At 32.8% G+C, this 19,668-nt stretch carries 16 protein-coding genes and 1 other RNA gene; 7 read left to right on the forward strand and 10 right to left on the reverse strand.

Annotation, left to right across the window (positions count from 1 at the left end; genetic code table 11):
• The first annotated feature begins 6 nt into the window (after positions 1 to 6).
• The 4 genes from ACPDG9_RS08650 to ACPDG9_RS08665 all read left to right on the forward strand — a co-directional run bounded on the left by ACPDG9_RS08650 (position 7) and on the right by ACPDG9_RS08665 (position 3,717).
• Positions 7 to 876, forward strand: a complete 870-nt coding sequence (locus ACPDG9_RS08650) for an MbnP family protein (RefSeq protein ID WP_430527362.1) — start codon at positions 7 to 9, stop codon at positions 874 to 876.
• A gap of 44 nt (positions 877 to 920) precedes the next feature.
• Entirely contained in the window at positions 921 to 1,952 is a 1,032-nt protein-coding gene (locus ACPDG9_RS08655) for a cytochrome-c peroxidase (RefSeq protein ID WP_430527363.1), read from the forward strand.
• Between the two features lie 105 nt (positions 1,953 to 2,057).
• The gene (locus ACPDG9_RS08660; protein WP_430527364.1) at positions 2,058 to 2,621 is read left to right on the forward strand and encodes a hypothetical protein; all 564 of its coding nucleotides are present in this window, start codon (positions 2,058 to 2,060) and stop codon (positions 2,619 to 2,621) included.
• Positions 2,622 to 2,850: 229 nt separating this feature from the next.
• The gene (locus ACPDG9_RS08665) at positions 2,851 to 3,717 is read left to right on the forward strand and encodes an EamA/RhaT family transporter (protein WP_430527365.1); all 867 of its coding nucleotides are present in this window, start codon (positions 2,851 to 2,853) and stop codon (positions 3,715 to 3,717) included.
• A gap of 144 nt (positions 3,718 to 3,861) precedes the next feature.
• On the opposite strand, the gene ACPDG9_RS08670 is transcribed toward ACPDG9_RS08665, so the two are convergent.
• Both ACPDG9_RS08670 and ribD read right to left on the reverse strand, forming a co-directional pair.
• Positions 3,862 to 4,488, reverse strand: a complete 627-nt coding sequence (locus tag ACPDG9_RS08670) for an IMPACT family protein (RefSeq protein WP_430527366.1) — start codon at positions 4,486 to 4,488, stop codon at positions 3,862 to 3,864.
• Positions 4,485 to 5,558, reverse strand: a complete 1,074-nt coding sequence (gene ribD, locus ACPDG9_RS08675) for a bifunctional diaminohydroxyphosphoribosylaminopyrimidine deaminase/5-amino-6-(5-phosphoribosylamino)uracil reductase RibD (protein WP_430527367.1) — start codon at positions 5,556 to 5,558, stop codon at positions 4,485 to 4,487. The genes ACPDG9_RS08670 and ribD overlap by 4 nt, the downstream gene beginning before the upstream one ends.
• A 47-nt stretch (positions 5,559 to 5,605) precedes the next feature.
• Between ribD and prmC the strand changes: the two genes are divergently transcribed.
• Positions 5,606 to 6,445 (forward strand): peptide chain release factor N(5)-glutamine methyltransferase, encoded by an 840-nt coding sequence (gene prmC, locus ACPDG9_RS08680; RefSeq protein ID WP_430527368.1) that lies wholly within the window; start codon positions 5,606 to 5,608, stop codon positions 6,443 to 6,445.
• Between the two features lie 119 nt (positions 6,446 to 6,564).
• Here the strand turns inward: prmC and ACPDG9_RS08685 are convergent, their stop codons facing one another.
• Positions 6,565 to 7,461 (reverse strand): 3-hydroxyacyl-CoA dehydrogenase, encoded by an 897-nt coding sequence (locus tag ACPDG9_RS08685; protein ID WP_430527369.1) that lies wholly within the window; start codon positions 7,459 to 7,461, stop codon positions 6,565 to 6,567.
• Between the two features lie 324 nt (positions 7,462 to 7,785).
• Here ACPDG9_RS08685 and ACPDG9_RS08690 point away from each other — a divergent pair, with 324 nt between their 5' ends.
• A complete protein-coding gene (locus tag ACPDG9_RS08690; RefSeq protein ID WP_430527370.1) occupies positions 7,786 to 8,277 on the forward strand; it encodes a hypothetical protein in 492 nt (163 codons plus the stop codon).
• A gap of 207 nt (positions 8,278 to 8,484) precedes the next feature.
• Here the strand turns inward: ACPDG9_RS08690 and ACPDG9_RS08695 are convergent, their stop codons facing one another.
• On the reverse strand, positions 8,485 to 8,913 hold the full coding sequence (locus tag ACPDG9_RS08695; RefSeq protein WP_002992508.1) for an acyl-CoA thioesterase: 429 nt from the start codon (positions 8,911 to 8,913) through the stop codon (positions 8,485 to 8,487).
• A 379-nt stretch (positions 8,914 to 9,292) separates the two neighbouring features.
• Positions 9,293 to 10,498: an NAD(P)-dependent oxidoreductase gene (locus tag ACPDG9_RS08700; protein WP_430527371.1), complete on the reverse strand. Its 1,206-nt coding sequence runs from the start codon at positions 10,496 to 10,498 to the stop codon at positions 9,293 to 9,295.
• A 162-nt stretch (positions 10,499 to 10,660) separates the two neighbouring features.
• Between ACPDG9_RS08700 and ssrA the strand changes: the two genes are divergently transcribed.
• Positions 10,661 to 11,057, forward strand: a transfer-messenger RNA (tmRNA) gene (gene ssrA, locus ACPDG9_RS08705).
• A 143-nt stretch (positions 11,058 to 11,200) separates the two neighbouring features.
• Here ssrA and ACPDG9_RS08710 read toward each other — a convergent pair.
• From ACPDG9_RS08710 to ACPDG9_RS08730, 5 genes are all read right to left on the reverse strand, one after another.
• Positions 11,201 to 14,038: a type I restriction endonuclease subunit R gene (locus ACPDG9_RS08710; RefSeq protein WP_430527372.1), complete on the reverse strand. Its 2,838-nt coding sequence runs from the start codon at positions 14,036 to 14,038 to the stop codon at positions 11,201 to 11,203.
• Between the two features lie 12 nt (positions 14,039 to 14,050).
• On the reverse strand, positions 14,051 to 15,283 hold the full coding sequence (locus ACPDG9_RS08715; RefSeq protein WP_430527373.1) for a restriction endonuclease subunit S: 1,233 nt from the start codon (positions 15,281 to 15,283) through the stop codon (positions 14,051 to 14,053).
• Positions 15,284 to 15,286: 3 nt separating this feature from the next.
• Positions 15,287 to 16,873: a type I restriction-modification system subunit M gene (locus ACPDG9_RS08720; protein WP_430527374.1), complete on the reverse strand. Its 1,587-nt coding sequence runs from the start codon at positions 16,871 to 16,873 to the stop codon at positions 15,287 to 15,289.
• Between the two features lie 224 nt (positions 16,874 to 17,097).
• Positions 17,098 to 17,685, reverse strand: a complete 588-nt coding sequence (locus ACPDG9_RS08725) for a hypothetical protein (RefSeq protein WP_286466949.1) — start codon at positions 17,683 to 17,685, stop codon at positions 17,098 to 17,100.
• A 331-nt stretch (positions 17,686 to 18,016) separates the two neighbouring features.
• On the reverse strand, positions 18,017 to 19,668 hold a 1,652-nt coding region (locus ACPDG9_RS08730; RefSeq protein WP_430527375.1), incomplete at its 5' end, for a primase-helicase family protein.

Raw genomic sequence — 19,668 nt, forward strand, 5'->3', positions numbered from 1 at the left:
ATACAAATGAAAAACGCAACAAAATATTTCGCCTTATCTATTCTTACTTTAGCACTTGTTTCTTGTTCAAGTGACGACAACCAAGCGGTAGCGAATAAAGTTACCTTGGAGTTCACCAATACATTTGGCGATAAACCATTGGTTTTAGGAGATGCCAATTCAACAACAGCAACAGTAAATACGTCAGTGGAAGGACAAGTACACCATTTTAGTGAAGTAAAATATGTCATCAGCAATATCCGTTTAGTAAAAAATGACGGAAAAGAAATTCCTTATCACATCAATGATCTAGATCAAGGAGCTACAGTAATTAATCAGGCGAAATCGAGTAGTTTGAGCTATGTATTGCGTGAGATTCCAAAAGGAGAATACAAACAAATCAAATTTGGCTTAGGAGTTAGAAGTGATTTAAACGTACTAAACGAAGCAAAATTTCCTGCGTTTTACGCAGCAGCAGGTGCGAATGATACCGAAATGATGTGGGAATGGGGAACAGGTTACCGCTTTACAAAAATTGAAGGATTTTATGAAGCAGATCACAAAACTTTGTCTATTCACACAGGAAGTACAGTAGATGACGATGATACAGGGGCTTTGATCCAAGGAGTTGATGCTTATAGAGATGTAACATTAGATTTACCTGTTTTAGCACAAGTAGGAAAATCATCTCCTGTACTTGTGATTAAAGCTGATTTTAATGCCTTGTTAAGTGGAAAGTCAAATACAATTACACTCACATCTGGTACAGGTTCAGATGACAACGCAACACCTAATGTTCACACAGCAGTACAAATGACCAAGTTTGTTGACAATTTAGGAGGAAATGGAACAAGCGATTTAAGCGGTATGTTTTCTATTTTAGAAGTTAAAAATTAAATACCACAGGGAGTTGTTTGCATAAACAACTCCCTTCATTTGCTATGAAAAATACATATAAAACAATAAGAATCACTATTTTATTGGCTATTTTGGGTATGGTATCCTGTAGTTCTGATGAGGCTTATACACCAATAGAAGCCAATCCTTTGATTGATTTGAATATTCCTGCTGATTTTCCTGCTCTCAATCCCGCTTTTTATAGTAATCAACCAACAAAATTTGGGGTAGAATTAGGGGAAAAATTGTTTTTTGATCCGCGTTTAAGTCGAGATAACACGGTTGCCTGCGCTAGTTGTCATATTCCATCTGCGGCCTATGCAGATCATGAAACGCAGGGAATTGGAATAGAAGGGAAGGAAGGTTTGCGCAATGTGCCTCCCATTCAAAATCTAGCTTTTATGCAATTTTACAACTGGGATGGCAGTAAACGCCAGTTGGAAAAGCAAGTTATAGTTCCGATAATTACCCCAGAAGAAATGCATTCCTCCATGCTAGAGGTTATTAGGAAAATAAAAAGCGATCAAGATTATCAAGTTTTGTTTAAAAAGGCATTTGGAGATGGCATTATCACCTCAGAGCGAATCTATCAAAGCATTGCCCAATACGAATATACCTTGATTTCAGCAGCAAGCAAGTACGATCAGGTCAAACAAAATAAAGCAGAATTTACCGCACAAGAGCGCGAAGGTCATGCTCTATTTCAAGTGCATTGCGCTACTTGTCATAGTGGTGAATTATTCACAGATCAAACCTTTAGAAACATTGGATTTCCAATCAATCGAGATTCCAATGAAGCAGGAAGAGCCCGTGTAACAGGTGACTTAAATGACTATATGAGTTTCCGTGTACCTTCTTTGAGAAATATCGAATTTACAGCTCCTTACGGTAGTTTTGGACAGTTTAAAACACTAAGAGAAGTTTTGGATTACATGGATCAAGGCGTAATTAACAGTGCCAATTTAGATCCCATTTTTAAAGAAAATCAAAATCGATTACCCTTAACTGAAGAAGAAAAAGAAGCCTTAGTCGCCTTTATGCTAACATTAAGTGACTATAATTTTATCAAAGAATAAAAAAATCAATTACTGCTATAGAAAAGGTACTAATTAGCAGGAGGGAAGCTAATAATTAGTACAAAAAGTGTAAATTACAACACCATTCATAGTCCATATATAAAAATGAAAAAATTGTTATTTCTCTTTATCGGTTTTGTTTTTTTATCCTCTTTTGCTATTCAAGAAACGCTTAACGAGCGGATCCGCAAAGCAGTAACGCCTTATGTAGAGTCAGAATTGAGAATTGATCTTAAAAAAGAAGAAAATAAATTACAAATTGTTCGCATAGACACATTAACAGAAAAAGACCGTCTGCACATCAAAGGACAAGATTTACTCGAAGAACTGCAGATTGGATATTTGCCTTTTATAGAGTTGCAGCAACATGCAGTGAATCAATATATGTTATTGTACAAAATTCATCCAGTCAAGAACGTTAGAGATGAAATTGACAAGGCTGTTCGTGAATACAGTGAACTTGAAACAAAAGCAGCGCCATTCATACAAGAATTAGAAGAAGTGATCGCCAAAGAAAAAATTGCAGATGATAAAGAATTTGTTGCTTATAAAGTTAGTGCATTATTACACGTTCATACAGCTGAACGCACAAGCAAAACAGATACTTTAGGTATTATTGTGAGCAAAGATTTACAAGTGATCAAACGAAAAGATTTTATAAAAAAGTAAAAGGATAGCTACTGTACGAACAGTAGCTTTTTTTATCAGATAGTCTATAGTTAGTCAATAGATGTATAAGTGTGAGTTAAAATAGCGTTTTGCTGTGAGAGATTCTTCTTTTTGAATTAGATTGAATATACTATAATTAATATTATGTAAAATAGAAAAATTAAAACCCCTATTGAGCCTGGGATCTTTCTTAATTTTATATTTTTGTAACGCTCTATTTAAAAATAAGATGATCTATTTAATTTGCAGTATTCTTGGTAGTGTTTCTGTTGGTGTATTTTTTAAATATATCAAGAGGTTTACCGTTAATATCTTTGAAATCATTATCCTGAACTATGTCGTAACTTCCGTATTATCCTTTTTTATTTTTAAAGTGGATTTTACGCAAATTTCAGCACATATGCCTTTTGGTGTTATTGCCGCTTTAGGGATTTTATTGCCAGCTATTTTTGTTGCTCAATTTAGATCGATTCAGTATGCGGGTTTGATTAAAACCGATATAGCTCAGCGTTTGTCATTGTTAATTCCCATACTAGCTGCTATTTTTATTTTTAAAGAAGAATTAAACAGCATGCGCTATGTTGCATTGGGACTTGGTCTGCTCTCTATTTATTTTATTTTAAATAAAGGAAATACGGTGCAGACAGACTCTTCTGCTAAAAGTTCAGTTTATTTACTCAGCACTTTTTTTGGTTTTGGAATTATTGATATTTGCTTCAAGCAATTGGCTTTATATGCCGCAATACCTTATACACAGAGTTTGTTTTACGTTTTTTTTACGGCTTTATTTTTGAGCTTAATCGCTTATACCTTCGGCAGCAAAAAAAATATTTTCAAGGTTTCTAAACTAAATTTATTCTCTGGTATTTTTATCGGCGGGTTAAATTTTATCAATATAATCTTCTATATGAAAGCCCATCAGTACTTCTCCTCTAACCCAACGATTGTCTTTGCGGGAATGAACTTCGGTGTTATCTTTTTAGGGACGTTATTAGGCTATAGTTTATTTAAAGAAAAGCTTTCAAAGATAAATATAATAGGTTTATTACTAGCAGGTTGCGCAATAACGTTACTTGTTTTTTCTTTAGGAAGATAGCAATTTATTTTGCTGTTATACGAAAGCAGAAAATCACTCGTTATAAATAGAAGATAGTTATTATTTTTTATTGTATTATTACTTGAGGGGGCATCCTTTTTAGGAGATGCCCCTTTTTATTATCAATTAGATGGATGGTTTTTTTTAGTAATCTTCTGAAGAAGGTTCTACAACTTTTACCTCATAATAAGGAACGAAAGCCTCCAAAGCCTGTTGATATTCACTTTTTCGAATAGATAATTCGATTTCACACGTCATTTCAAGCTTTTGTTGTACTAAATTTAAGTTCCGCTCTTTAATAACGCGCATTACATTGTTCATGTCTTTGTAATCAAAGCGAACTTTAAACTTTTTGTCAATCGTACATTCGATAATTTCTGCTTCTTCTAAAGCCATTTGAGCAGCTGCACGATAGGCGGTAATCAGACCACCTACTCCTAGTTTTATTCCACCAAAATAACGAACAACAATAAGTAGTACATCCGTTAATTCAAAGGATTGAATTTGTCCATAAATAGGAGCACCAGCAGTATTACTAGGTTCTCCATCGTCATTTGCTCGATAATAAATGGGATCTGTTCCCAACTGAAAGGCATAACACCAATGACGTGCATTGTAGTGTACCTTTTTTATTTGTTCGAGTATTTCTTTTACCTCTTCTTCCTTTTTGATAGGAAAAGCATAACCAAAAAATTTACTATTTTTTTCTTTGTATAATACTTCTTCCGTAGGTTGACTAATGGTTTTATAAAAATCTTTTTCTTCCGTCATGATTTGGCGTGTAAAATGCGTAATTCATTATTGGCTATTGTACAAGTTGTAGTGGCATATTGTTGTTTGAAATGCGGAGCTTTAATTCCTTCTTCTAATCGTATTTCACTACTAAAAATACGGGCTTCATCCCATAGATTTGCGTCGATAAAGTGCTGTATCGTTTGTGTACCTCCTTCTATGACAACAGATAAAATTTGAAGTTCATATAAAATAGCACAAATTTGTTGCACAAGGTTGGAGTCAAAATCAGCGTAATAATAGGTAATCTGATCGGTTGATTTGGCCTCTTTATTTGCTGTAATACAGATCGTTGCGTCCTGTTGTTGGTTGATGGCGTAAGCCGTTGAAATAGCGCCTTTTCGATCAATATAAATGCGTTTAGGATTTTTGCCAAACCAAGAACGAGTAGTTAAAGAGGGGTTGTCGTCAATGACTGTATGGGTTCCTACAAGAAAAGCCATTTCTTCACTTCTCCATTGGTGAACGAGTTGTTGTGCATAAACATTAGACAGCCAAACAGGTGCTTGTTCCTCTCGTTGAAGAGGAGCAATGAAACCATCCTGACTTTCCGCCCATTTTAGAATGAGGTAAGGACGCTTCTTTTGATGGAAAGTAAAAAATCGCACATTACTTTCTCGACATTCCTCTTCTAAGACACCAACTTTTACTTCAATACCAGCCTCTTTCATTTTTTCAATGCCCATACCGCAAACCTTAGCAAAAGGATCAATTGTACCAACAACAACACGGGGAATTTGCTTGGCAATAACTAAATCACAGCAAGGAGGTGTTTTTCCAAAATGGCTACAGGGTTCTAAACTGACATAAAGTGTACTATCTTTCAATAGGGATTGATCCTTAACCTGACCAATAGCATTTACTTCAGCATGTGAACCTCCATAAGCAGAAGTAAACCCCTCTCCTATGATTTGATTGTTGTGTACAACCACAGCTCCAACAGATGGATTAGGTAGAGCAGCAAAAGTTCCTTGTTTTGCCAGTTGTATGCATCGAGAAATATAGTATTCGTCTTTTTCCAAAATTGATAAAACTGTATCTTTGAACAAATTTAATCCTTTTTAGCTAATCTACTAGACATTTTAGTGTTTAAACTATGTTGATAAAAGTATTACAAGACCACTATATTGCGCAATTGACTCCGGTTTATGATGCGCTTGAAGCCCAGCAATTATTCCTATTTTGTTTAGACGAACTTGAAGGAAAAAAACGCTTGGATTTAGTCATGAATCCTGATTTGATGACTGCAAAGGAGACAACATGGCTGAAAGTGTTGGCCGAACTCCTTCAACAAAGACCTGTCCAACATATTTTTGGAAAAGCTTTCTTTTACGGCTATACGTTTAAAGTTAATGCGCATACCTTAATTCCTCGTCCAGAAACTGAAGAATTAGTTGAGTGGATTCTTGAAACCGTTTCCCATGAGCGCCCACTTCAAATCTTAGACATCGGTACAGGTAGCGGTTGTATAGGATTGACTTTAGCCAAAGAATTACCTCAAAGTACGGTTACTCTTTTGGATGTATCGACAGAGGCACTCGCAATAGCTAAAGAGAATGCTTCTTCAATGCAGGTAGCAGTGAACTTTGTGCAACAAGATATTTTAACTGTAGAACAATTAGGGCAAAATTATGATATTATTGTATCAAATCCCCCTTACATCCGTCAGTTAGAAAAAGTAGAAATTCAATCGAATGTGAAGGATTACGAACCCCACACTGCCCTATTTGTCAACGATCAAGATCCGTTGATTTTCTATCGAAAAATTGCCCAATTGGCCCATATGAAGTTGAATTCTGGTGGCTTTTTGTTTTATGAAATCAATCAATACTTAGGAAAAGAAATGCTTGAACTGCTGGAGACTATTGGATTTAAAAATAACGAATTACGTCGCGATCTTCTCGGTAATGACCGGATGACAAAGTCTGTGTTTTAATCAAATTAAAACACTTGTATTATGTGTTTTACATAATATTAATTAAAGTAAAGCTTTAATAATAAAAACCTCGATAAAACTATCTTTTATCGAGGTTTTTACTGCTAAGAAAAGAGCGATTATTTAAGAAAATTATCTTTTCTAAATGCTGGATTAGGATAGGTGTAGAATCCTTCACCTGTTCCTACCCCAAGTTTATTTTTATCTAAAAATTCTCTTTTGAGGTATTCAACAGTTTTAATTTTTTCGGGATCCTTGGTTGCGTCAGCAGTCATTTTGATGATGTTATACGCAGTTGTAATTCCGATAATATCTAGAATACCACAAGGGCCTATAGGCGCTCCTGTAGCGACCATCCACGTTTTATCTATCGTAGGAGCATCTGCCACATCATTCACGAGTAGATGGGTTGCTGCTTCTAATAGAGGCACCAACAGCGTATTTAAGATATAACCTGGTTGTTCTTTGTGTAGCGGAAGTGCTATCATGCCAATTGCTTCTGCAAAGCGAACGATTTGATCAAAAATTGCAGGATCTGTATCCGCATGGCCCATAATTTCGGCTGTATTATGTGTTCCAATTTCATTGGCAAAATGCAGGGCTAAAAATTGCTTAGGTCTTTTTGTCGCCTCTGCAATTTGGCTAGGAAGTAACGTAGATGAGTTGGTGGCAAAAATGGTATGTGCGGGAGCTACTTTAGCTAGCTCAGTATAGAATCCCACTTTTATTTTTAAATTCTCGGGTACCGCTTCAATGAGTAAATCAGCATGAGCAGTGGCTTTTTCTAAATCACTTGAATACGATAGGTTCTCTTTGGTTTGTGCTAGTTCTTCTGGAGTTGCTCCTAAATCCTGCTGGTATTTCTTACTCAACAATTCAAACTTTGCTTTGGCCTTTTCAATGGCTTCTTCATTGATATCATATACAGTTACATGAAATCCCTTAAAGGCTGTCTGGAAGGCTATTTGATAGCCTAAAACACCGCTTCCAGCAACGGTAACATTTTTTATTTTCATATTTTTGGTATTTGGTATGAGCTGATAGCGATTATCAGTGTTTTAAATATACGAAAAATGAAATCAATTAACAAAATTAACAAAACTCATCTCCCCCTCTAATCCTCTTACTATCAAGGTAAAAAGCATTTCATTTTAAAAAAATTATGATAAAATAAAAAAAATATGCCTTGCATTTTTAAATAAATTGACTATATTAGTTAGTTATTTAGTATCTATTTAAAAAATATACTTTTTTACAAAACTATTATCTATGGATTTTAGCTTTTTCAAGGTAGATTGACCTAGTCATTTGCTATACCTAATTCGTATAAAATTTATCAAATGAATAAAATTATCTTAGTGGCTTTTGTGCTTTTTACAGGATTTGTACATGCACAAGTCAAACCTGAAGGGATAACTGCGGCAGATTTGTACGCTAAAATTGACCAAAAAAAAGCACCGTCATTTGTCGTGTTATGGAACCCCAATTGTGAAATTGGAAATGATCTCTTGCTTCAATATCAGAAGATAATCCAAACCTATGGTTTACAGGTTGATATTTATACTGTAGCCATTACAAATATGGATTATTTACTTAGCGACATGGCCAAACAGATTGATTTGAATTATCCCCTCTATTATATAGGTGGAGATCAGTCAATTAATTTAAGAATTAGGAAAGAAGAATTCGAGGTAGATTTTTTAAAACTACTCCACAGGGAGGAGACAGAATTTACTCAACTGTATATCCATTCGTTAGATCAAGTTGTATATGATAATGAACTAGCGATCGATTATGCGAAATTAGAGGCTCTACTGCCCCACTCTTCTTAGTTGAAGAACGGGAAGCTTTGCTGATCTACTGCTTTTAAAGGTAAAGAATTAATGTAATTTTAATCAGTTTCCTTGTCGCAGTGTTTCCTATTCAAAGGATATTGATCCATTTGAATATAAGGGGGGAAATAAAGCAAATGAAATTGGTTATATAAAAAAAGCTACTGTGCAGGCACAGTAGCTTTTTAGTTTTTATTTTAAAAAACCTTAGAAGGTTTCTATTTCATCCATTACAGGTACAGGGCGTTTACTTTCGTTAATAGCAACAAGAGTAAAGTTACCCGAAATTGCTTTTTCACGACCTTCTCTGTACATACTTTCAACGAAAACGTCTACTCGAACATCTAAACTCGTACGACCTACGCGTACAACTGTTCCAATTAACTCGACTAATGTCCCTACAGGAATAGGTTGATTGAAGTCGATCTTATCACTAGAAACAGTCACAATTGGTTTACGGCAAAAGCGAGTAGCGGTCATAAAGGCAATTTCGTCCATGATAGCCAAAACAGCTCCACCAAACATGGTGCCATGGTGGTTCGTTTGTCCTGGAAATACCGTTCTGAATACATGAGTTTCAGAATCTTTAATTTTTTTTTGAATACGCAGCTCCTTGCTTGTTAATTCACCTTCCATAGTTTTATTTTGAACATTTAAATAATAGGCTTGTTGTTTTAAAAAAATCTACACTTCCCTCATTGCTTTTATTTTGTTGTTCTAGCGGTAATTAATTCTAAATGAATCACAGCTTCACTTCTATTGATGCAGAAAAACCACTACTTCCTTTCAAATAAAATCGACTATTTATTACTTATTTTTCATTCAAATTTGAGGTTGAAATAAAAATTCGCAAGATATAGATCAGATTGCTTTACTATTCTTAGTTTGTTTTCTTCTGAGATTGTAAATTCCGCAACAAATATACGGAGTAAAACTATTTTATTGTGAATTTTTTAAATAATATTTGAATTTGGCATACTGTTAACAATTTTTGCTCGTCGTATGCCATTTATTTTTATTTGGCGTCTACGTAATCTTGTAAATAAGCGAAACGCTCTGTTAATGCACCATTTTGTGTAATAGTAGCACGTGTTAAAATTTGGTCCTTATCGCCGTCAAAGAAAGCGGGTAAAACAACGTTTAAGAATACTTCTCCAAATCCTTCACTAGCGTCTTTCGGTAATTCACAAGGCAAATTGTCAATTGCCATTACAGTAATAGCAGCAGGGTGATCAAAAGCTACTTCTTCGTGTTTACCTGGGTGGTAACCATACAAAGGATCTGCTATTGTAGAAGCTCTTAACGTGCTGTCAATTGGCCCGTGATCTACATCGCAAGAAACATCGCCAATCACCTGGATCTTATTATCTATAGCGTTTAGCATATCGCGTGTTAAGATCTTTGGCGATCCATGTTTAAAGAAATGTCCTGTAATGAGCATATCTGTTACTTTGGTAAAGCGCTCAAAGTTACTTTCGTATTGATCAGGATTCGCATAAAAATCAGCTTTTGAAGGCTCTTTTCCATCTTTGCGTTTGTAATAATCCATAACTTCCAATTGGGTGTATACGGGAACATCGTATTTTTGAGTCAAGAAGTGCTCAATAGATACCTTCTTCGCCTTCATTCCCCCTAGGATTTCCATAATACCTTGGCTTACTTTACCGTTTCCTGTTACAGCGATTTTAATCGGCGGAAAATATTGCTTTTTCAACTGCGCAATAAGATCTTCTGTATGTAACATCTGTTCTGCTTTCTTCAAGTTGAAAAGTTCATACTTTAATCCAAAAGCGCGTAGTGTATTATAAGCCCCTACGATTCCAGCATAACGACCAAATCCAATTAATCGCTTATTGTTTTGATCCACTAATGTTTCGTGGTCAATGAGTCGAATATTTTTCGCTAAACAGGTTTGTAAGATATTCCTATTGTATTCTTGTTCTTTGATTGTATGAGAGAAGAAAAAGTAGGTTTTGTTGGGAATTAAAGCCTCTACAGGAACTTCTTTTACACCAATTAAAACATCGCAATCTGTTAAGTCTTCACTGAGTGTAATGTTTTTATCGGAATAAGCTTGGTCCGGAAAAATTCTAATAGCTGAAGGTTCTACTACTGCTTCAAGTTTGTCATGCGTTTGCAACGCTTTTGCAAGAATTTCAGGAGTAAACACAACACGTCTATCAGGAGGACTTTTACGTTCCTTAATAATGCCAATTTTCATAATATGTTATATAAATTAGTTGTTTCGTTTTTTGAGGGTGGTTCTTGCAAATATAGTTGTATTTCTCTGTTATTCCAAAAAAGCCCATATTTTTCAACGTTAAAGGTTGTATTCTTTATTTTAAAATTGTAATTTTGCAATCTCTAAAAACTAATTGTACAAGGGGTCGATCGGTTTTGACAGCGAGTGGAATTAGTCAGTAAGCACGTCGAGCGTTGTTGTTTTGCTCGTAAATATCAGACAACGAACTTTTTAAACGGCGAAAATAATTACGCTTTAGCTGCATAATCTGAATTATAGTAAGATTGCCTTAGTTTCCACCAGGTGGAAGAGCTAGATTCTCCTTAAGAGCCTTGGTTTGTGGCGCTTTGTTGAGGGGAACCGTAAAATAAACCTAGGAAGGTTAGTGTCTCGGACATCTTCCGAAATCTTAGAGGCTAAGTCAGTAGTGGTTGTTTCAAACCAAGCTGCTGATCGAAAAATCAAGTTGAAACTAAGCGTGTAGAAAGCTCTCTGATTGCTTGTTTGGACCCGAGTTCGATTCTCGGCGACTCCACAGATAAAAAAGCCTATCTATTGATAATTAAATAGTTAGGCTTTTTCAGTTTTATTTTTGCACACAATTTGCACACTAAATGTTTTTAAAGTTACTTTTATCAAATAAAAAGAAGGCTTTTAAACCTTCTTTTAAACTTTAAAATATTATCCTCTCAAAAATCTATCAGCAAAGTAATTTACTTTAGAAATTAATCGTTCGCCTATTGTTCTACGTTCTCTAAACGATGGTTTTTCTTTAAGCGTTTCAACTAATTCATTGTTAGTTGGAAATCTTCCTGTAAACATATAGCTTTCTAAAGCTTCTTTTAATTTACTTTCATTTATATTTTCTTCTAATACAAGATAGTTAAACTCTTTTACCTTCTCTGTATTCGTAAAGTTTTCAAAAGCTTCTGTAACATCTTCTTTTGAGCTTATTACAGGCAATTGTTCAACTATAAACTTTTCTATTAAATCTCTTTTATTTCTTAAAACAGGGTCGTTATCAATCATTGATAAAATTTCTGACTGACGTTTTTTCTTGGTTTCTATTTCAATTTCTTCTTCTTCTAAGTTGGCTAACAAACGTAAAATATAATCTACGTTTACAATATCCTTATGAATCAACTCTAAATGAAAATCAACTTCGTTTAAAATTGAATCTTTATTAGGTGCGTTTTCTGCTTCACGTTTTAAATCTTGGTACTTAGAACTGTAGTTATTAAACGCTTGTTCATCTATAACTAAATCTGCAAAGTTAAAATCTGCATAGGTATCCATACGGTTTTTTAACCTCAATAATTCTCTAAACGCTTTTACAAATTGTAATTTTTGAGTTTCTGAATAAAAATCATCAACGCTTTGATAAGTTGGAGCAATTACTAAAAGTGTTGCTACTGCTTCATTAAATTGGTCAATATAATCTTCTAAAGGTGGTACAATAATAACTTCTTTAGCTTCTCTATTAGAAAACAATTCAATTGCATCATCAGTTGCTTTTTTAAGGTTTCTAAAAACAACAATTTGCCCGTAGGGTTTATTCTCTCCTTTTAATCGGTTTGTACGTGAATAAGCCTGAATTAAGCCATGATATTTTAAATTCTTATCAACATACAAGGTATTTAAGTTTGGCGAATCAAAACCCGTTAAAAACATATTTACAACAAATAAAATATCAATTTCTTTTTCTCTTACTCGTTTTGCTACGTTCTTGTAATAATCGTTAAACGATTTGCTGTCTTTTGTTGAATAACTTGTACCAAACTCCTTATTGTATTCTTCTATGTATTTATCTAAAACATCTCTTGTATGAATATCAACTTTTGCATTGCTGAAGTCTAAATTTTCTTCAGGAATTTCTCCTGATTTATCTTCATTGGCATCTTCATTGGCTGTATAACTAAAGATGGTTGCAATTTTTAAATTATGTTTTCCTTCGTTTTTTAGCTTTCTGAATAAATCAAAATACTTAATTAATGTTTTGGTATTACTAATGCAAAACATCGCTGTAAAACCTTTATTCTTTGCTTTAGTGTCGTGGTTGTTTATAATGTAATTGGCTATTTTTTCAATACGTTCATCACTTTCAAAAAGTTCGGTGGTATCAATAGCTTCTACTTCAATATCTAAATTGTTTTTAGATGTTTCTTTGTATTTATATTTTCCGACATATTCTATCGAAAAAGGCAAAACGTTATTATCACTAATAGCGTCAGTAATAACGTAATCGTGTAGTCGTTCGCCAAACAAATCGGTTGTTAATTTTTTAACTCCGTTTTTAGATTGTGCGTTTTTTTCTAAAATTGGTGTTCCAGTAAAACCAAACATTTGATGATTTTTAAAGAACTTTACAATGCGTTGATGTGTATCGCCAAATTGTGAACGGTGGCATTCATCAAAAATAAATACGACTTTTTTATCTGCTAAATCGTTCATTACTTTCGTATGCTTTTCTTTGCTAATAGCCGTGTTTAATTTCTGAATGGTGGTTACAATTAGTTTAGTATTTACATCGGCAAATTGTTGTACTAATTTCCTAGTATTATCTGTAGAATCTACAGAACCAGGACTAAACTCGTTAAATTCTCTTGATGTTTGATAATCTAAATCGGTTCTATCTACACAAAAAACAACCTTATCTACCTTTGGTAGTTTAGATAAAATTTGACTTGCTTTAAATGAAGTCAGCGTTTTCCCTGAACCCGTTGTATGCCATATATAACCGTTGGTAGTGCTGTTTTTTACTTTATCAATTATCTTTTCTACCGCATAATATTGGTACGGACGTAAAACCATTATTTGTTTATTGCCTTCGTGTAAAACAATATAACGTGTGATCATTTTACTTACATGACATTTATCTAAAAATGTATTGGTAAAATCTTCTAAATCAGAAATACGTTTGTTTTTCTCGTCTGTCCAATAGAACGTAAATTTAAAATCTTGGTCTTTGCTGTAGGTGTAATATTTTGTATTTGTTCCGTTGCTTATCACATACAATTGCACATACTGAAACAACCCTAAACCAGCACCGTAACTATGTTTATGATACCTCAACACTTGGTTAAACGCTTCTTTAATTTCTAAACCACGTTTTTTTAATTCGATTTGTACCAATGGCAAACCGTTGATTAAAATTGTAACATCATAACGGTTTTCGTACTTGCCGTGCATGGTTACTTGGTGAGTTACTTGGTATTCGTTTTGACACCAATGCTCCATGTTTAAGAAATCGACGTAAACAGTTTCGTTTTCATCGTTTTTAAACGAAAACTTATCTCGTAAAACCTTTGCTTTATCAAACGGATTTAATGCTTTGGTTAAATGATTTAAGATTTGCTTAAATTCTGAATCGGTATATGTAGTATGATTAAACTTTTCTAGTTGTTTTTTTAGGTTGACAACTAAATCATCTTCGTTAGTAATGGTTACACGCTCATAACCATTGCTAACCAGTTGTTGAATCATTTTATTTTCGAGTGCTTGTTCTGATTGAGTAGTCATAAGATGTAGTTTTTACACAAACATTTGTTGTAACAATCCTTTTTTATAGGTTTCGGTTTTGGTTATATGGTTTTCTACCGCTTCTATTTGCGTATCTATTACTGATAAAAAATTGGCGATTTTGGTTTGTTCTGCTAATGATTTCGGTAACGGAAAATACTCATCAGATACAATCGTAGAATTTAAATTAATTTGAGTTCCTGGTTGACCATATTTATACCATTTTTCTTGAATAAAGTCTAAGTAATAAAATAAATATTGATGAACACAATTCAAATTTTCAAACACTACAAATCCATCATGAATACAAACATCAAAACCTGTATAAATAGGTTTACCAATTGTTGCACATATACTCATAATTAGATTATCTTTTTTTACTAATCTACTTTTTGATATACCTTCTTCTGATAAATATTGTGTTGTTGTTTGTAAAATATTTTTAGATTTAGTTACATCTGAAATTCTTACCCAACCTATTTTTGAGTTTTCATCAAACCATTTTGGATTTGAAATCGGTCTTGGAGATGCTCCTCTTTTTATCTGACAAACCTCTCCAATTTTAGTATCTTCCCAATCAGGGAAATCGTTTCCGTTATCGTCCTTAAAACGGATTTGTTGCGAAAACAATTGTTGCATTGTTCCTTTTTTGTAAAGGTTTAGTTTTTCTTTCTTTTGGTTAAGAATATCCAACTGTTTATCTACTGAACTTAAAAAGTCAGCGATTTTGGTTTGTTCTTGTATTTCAGTACAAAAGAATTTTGTTTTTTTCGCATTATCAATTGTGTATGTTCCAACGGTCGTTGCAGAAGCATTATTTAATATTTGAGAAAGTAAAAATCTTGTTTTAAAGTTATAATTAAAGAATAAAGAATTTATATTCTTTACTTTATTAAACCATAAAACATTTCCATCTTTTATATAAAATGGATTATTATTAGTTACAACATAACTAATACCTAATGTTCCAACACCACTGATAAGTAAATCTCCTATTTTTGGAACTCCATATTTAGATTTTAAATCGTTATAATGTTCTTCTGAAATAAATATTTCGTTTTCAATTTTTTCGTTTTTAGATAACTTAACCAATTCACGCGTTCTATAGAATGGAATTCCTTCGGTCTTCCAATCTTCTTGCTTTACTCTTTTGCTTGAACCTACTTTAAAAAAATCTGAAATAAAGTACATTTTCCATTCTTCTTTAAACTCAGGAAATCTCAATTTTGGTTGTAAATTTTCCATTGCTTAAAAAGGTGTTTTTATATTAAGTTGTTTACAAAAATCTGTAATAGTTTGTTGGTTGGTTTGTAAATCTATATCCAACTGTTTTATATCTTCTGCAATCGCATTTATATCAATCGCATCTTCTTCTTCAAACGTATCTACATAACGCGGTATGTTTAGGTTGTACTCGTTATTGCGTACCTCATCTAGCGTTGCTAAGTAAGAAAACTTATCGACAGTTGTTCTGTTCTTGTATGTTTCTACAATGGCATTAATATGCTCGGGCAATAAAACATTTTGGTTGCCTTGTTTTTCAAAACCTTTGCTTGCATCTATAAACAAAATATTTTCGCTGTCTTTTCGGCATTTTTTTAATACCAAAATACAAGTGGCTATACCTGTACCAAAAAAGATATTGGCAGGTAAACCAATTACGGCATCAATAGCGTTTAATTCTTCAATAAAATGTTTACGAATTTTTTCTTCTGTACTTCCTCTAAACAAAACGCCATGTGGTAAAACGGTTGCCATAGTTCCGTTATCAGCTAAATGATGAAACATATGTTGCACAAAGGCAAAATCTGCTTTTCCTTTTGGTGCTAATGCTCCGAATTGCGAAAAACGTTCGTCGTCCATAAACAACGGATTGGCACTCCAATTGGCAGAAAATGGTGGGTTGGCAACAATGGCTTCAAATTGTTGTTCTTTGTGCTGAGGTCGCTCTAAGGTATCATCGTTTTTAATATCAAATTTTAAATACGATACATCGTGCAAAATCATGTTCATTCGAGCCAAGTTATACGTTGTTCTGTTCATTTCTTGCCCGTAAAACTGCCCAACCTCATCTACTTGTTTCGCTACACGCAAAAGCAAAGAACCCGAACCACAGGTTGGGTCGTAAACCGATTTTAGTTTGGTTTTATCGACAGTTACAATTTTAGCTAAAATGGTAGAAACTTGTTGAGGTGTATAAAATTCGCCTGCTTTTTGTCCAGCACCTTCGGCAAATTTACCAATCAAATATTCGTACGCATCGCCTAAAACATCAGATTCGGTATTGGCTAAATCAAAATCAATTTCGTTTAAGGCATTCATTATTTTAGATATGGTTTGGTTACGCTCTAACGGTGTTTTACCAATCTTTTGCGAGTTTAAATCAATATCATAAAATAAGTTATCAAAATCATCTTGCGATTCTGTTCCAAGTGTAGAACGTTCTATATTACGCAAAACCTTTTCTAAATCTTCTAAGATAAAAACATCAATGCTTTCTTCGTTGTCATCTTCTGCTTTTGCATTTCCTTTTTTAGCTAAAGACGAAAACAATTCAGAAGGTTTTAAGAAATAACCAACCTTTTCTACTAAAATTGCTTTTAGTTCTTCTAAATCAGCATCGCCTTGCTCTGTACCTTCTTCTATATCAAAATAGGTAATTCCATCAGGTGCTAATACTTCGTTTACTTCTGTTAATATTTTTTCTGAAAGGTATTTGTAAAAAATAAATCCCAAGATATAATCTTGAAATTGATTCGCATTCATTTTACCACGTAGTATATTGGCAATATCCCAAAGTTTGCCTTCTAGGATTCGTTTTTGTTCTTCTGACATTGTTTAGTTTTTTAAAATGGAAAGATAAGTAAAAAGGGAACATTAGTCAAAAAAACTAAAACCATTAGATAAACTGTATTATAGCTAATAATTAAAAGCAATAAAAAACTCCTGATTATTACTTCAGGAGTTTTAAAATAAATTACAAACATTAGATACGGCTAAGTATAAATGGTTTTCAGGTAGTATTAAGGTACAAAAAAATAATGAATTAACCCAATAAACTAGCTAAAATAACATTTTTCAATTTCTTCATAAGGTATGCTTTCACCTTCTTGTATTTGTTCCATTAAACGCAAATACTTTTTTGTTGGTTTACCCGCATACGTTTTTTTAAAATGCTTTTTATTCAACTCGCTGTATAATTTATCTAATTTAAAATGCGTACTGAGTATTTTATTAATTTGCCTATTCTTTTTACTATAGGTTTGTATTTCATACATACAACCTTTAAACGCTTCACGCTGTATAAAATATCCATTTACTAAATACATTTTTCGGCATCGCTTATTTGTTCTTGGACAAAGAAAATACCAAACAAAGCCATTACCTAAATTTGAGGGTACGCAAACTAAATTGATTCTATAATTTTGAGGTTCATTTTTATAATTATAATTTAACTCAACATAAGGCTGTTCTTCTTTTGTGTTTACTGTTACTATTATAGCATCTCTTTTCTTTCCTTTGCTACTCCAAGTGAATATACCACTTTTTATTTGGTTAGGGTTGAGGTAATTCCATTCTTTGAGCTTAGTGATTTTTAGCTGTATAACCTCATCATATAATGTTGGAAATGTGTTTTTTTTAGGCATATTATTCTTTTTTTGAAACCTAAATGTTTAGAGAACTTTGGTTTTCTATCATTCGTAAACAATGTAATAGGTTTACAATTGATGTTACAATCATTTTTACTATAACATATTGTTATTTAGCACTTTATTTTTAGATTTACGGTAATGACAGTTAAATCTGTATCTTTATATTTATAAATTAAGTACATTGTTTTTTCAGTACATTATTTTTCTTCACACGATACATTATTATTTACTGTCATTACCGTAATAGTTACCTAAATCTGAGAGTTGTCATCGTTTTTAAGTGTCATTTTTATTGTAATTAAACTGTCCTAATTACATTTAACTCTTAAAAATCGGATTTATTAAACCACTTTCTTTTTGTTAGATTATATTCAAAGTTTAATTTTTTATACTTTACATAGGCATCAACGAATTTTTTGATATTTTTATGATGAAAATAACTTTCATTTCGCAATGGATTGTCATTTGACTTATATAAATTAAGAAAGTCTGTTGCATTAAAACCATCTGCTTTATTTGAAATTAAACTAAAAACACGTTCAAACTCTTCTGTAATAACATCATTAGAAAAGTATGCCCTGTAATTATCTTCTTCTTTATCATACTTCGGTGCGTCTAAACCAAATTCTAAATAATAACCAACACAAGCATACACAAAATTGTAAAAACGATTCCATTCATCAGAATCCCAATCTTCAAATAATCTACGATTAAAAACATCATTAGGTGTATTATCAAGATTAAAATAATCAGTTAATTTAAACTCTAAAAAACGTCTGTGAGTTGAAGTTGCTTCAGCATCATATCGAACTGCCCAATTTGTGGTTATTACAAATTTAGGAGCATCTTTAAAAGGAATTGTTATTGCTGTTTTTCCTTTACGTTCACAGGTAATATCTCCAATAATATTAGTATAAAGGTCATCATAATTAAAACCAGCCAATACATCATCAATAACATAGATTTTGTGTTCTTGTTCTAGGTCTGCAAACTTGTGTCTGTAACTACCATCAAACTCATTACCTCCTTTAATTTTGGTATTTCTAACATTCTGTAAAGCTTTAGTGATTAGAGTTTTTCCTCTTCCACCTTTTCGGCTAATATCATTAGCTCCCTCATCTGACAAAATGATTGCAGGGCTAAAACTTTGGTCTTTGTAGCTATGGCATAAATAACCAAACATTTTAAAGAATTGCATTCTTATTTTGTTTTCTGTTGCTGTAAGCGTTTCTTTAATTGGGTCTTTTGCAACTGAAACCATAGTAAGAAAACGTTCAAATTCACAAGGTTCAACATATTCTTTAAACTCAAAGTTTTTTTCTTGTGTTGGATGTTGTGCAAAAAATCCGTTTACTTCTTCATACTCCAAAATTTCCGTTTGTTCATTTCCTTTAGTGTATTTACAAAAACCATTTTTAAATGGTATTCCAAATTCATTTTGTAAATCAGTGTAATAAATAAGTTTTTTGGGTTTCATTAATAGAAAGCCCCCGTTAATGATGTTATTAATATCTCGTGTAATTTGATTTTGTACTGCCGTTGTATCATATTCGTTTATTTTTTCGGATAAATAAGAAACAGTATCTGTTTTATAATTAAAAGGTTTAACTACGTTATTAGAGTCTTTAAAAATGGTTATTTTATCAGTTTCTGCTTCTGTAATTCTTATAAAATTTTCTTGTTCAAAAAACTCTTTATAAAAAACGGGTTGAGTAATAACTCTATTATCTGCATCAATTTGGTAAAAGCTTTTCTTATTATTTATAACTGCTGGCGGTTTTACCTCTTTAGTATTAAATTTAACCGTTTCAAATTCTGTTTGAGTTATTTCTGTGGTTTCTAAAACAATTACTGCATCGTGAAGACGTACATATTTTACAATGTTATTAGCGTTTACAAAGTATGCACCCGAGCAACCACATATTTCATAAGATGATGTAAGATAGTAAGTTTGTCTCAAATAATAAAGAGATGAGC

It is taken from the genome of Myroides sp. C6-3 (assembly GCF_050522425.1).
GTDB lineage: Bacteria > Bacteroidota > Bacteroidia > Flavobacteriales > Flavobacteriaceae > Flavobacterium.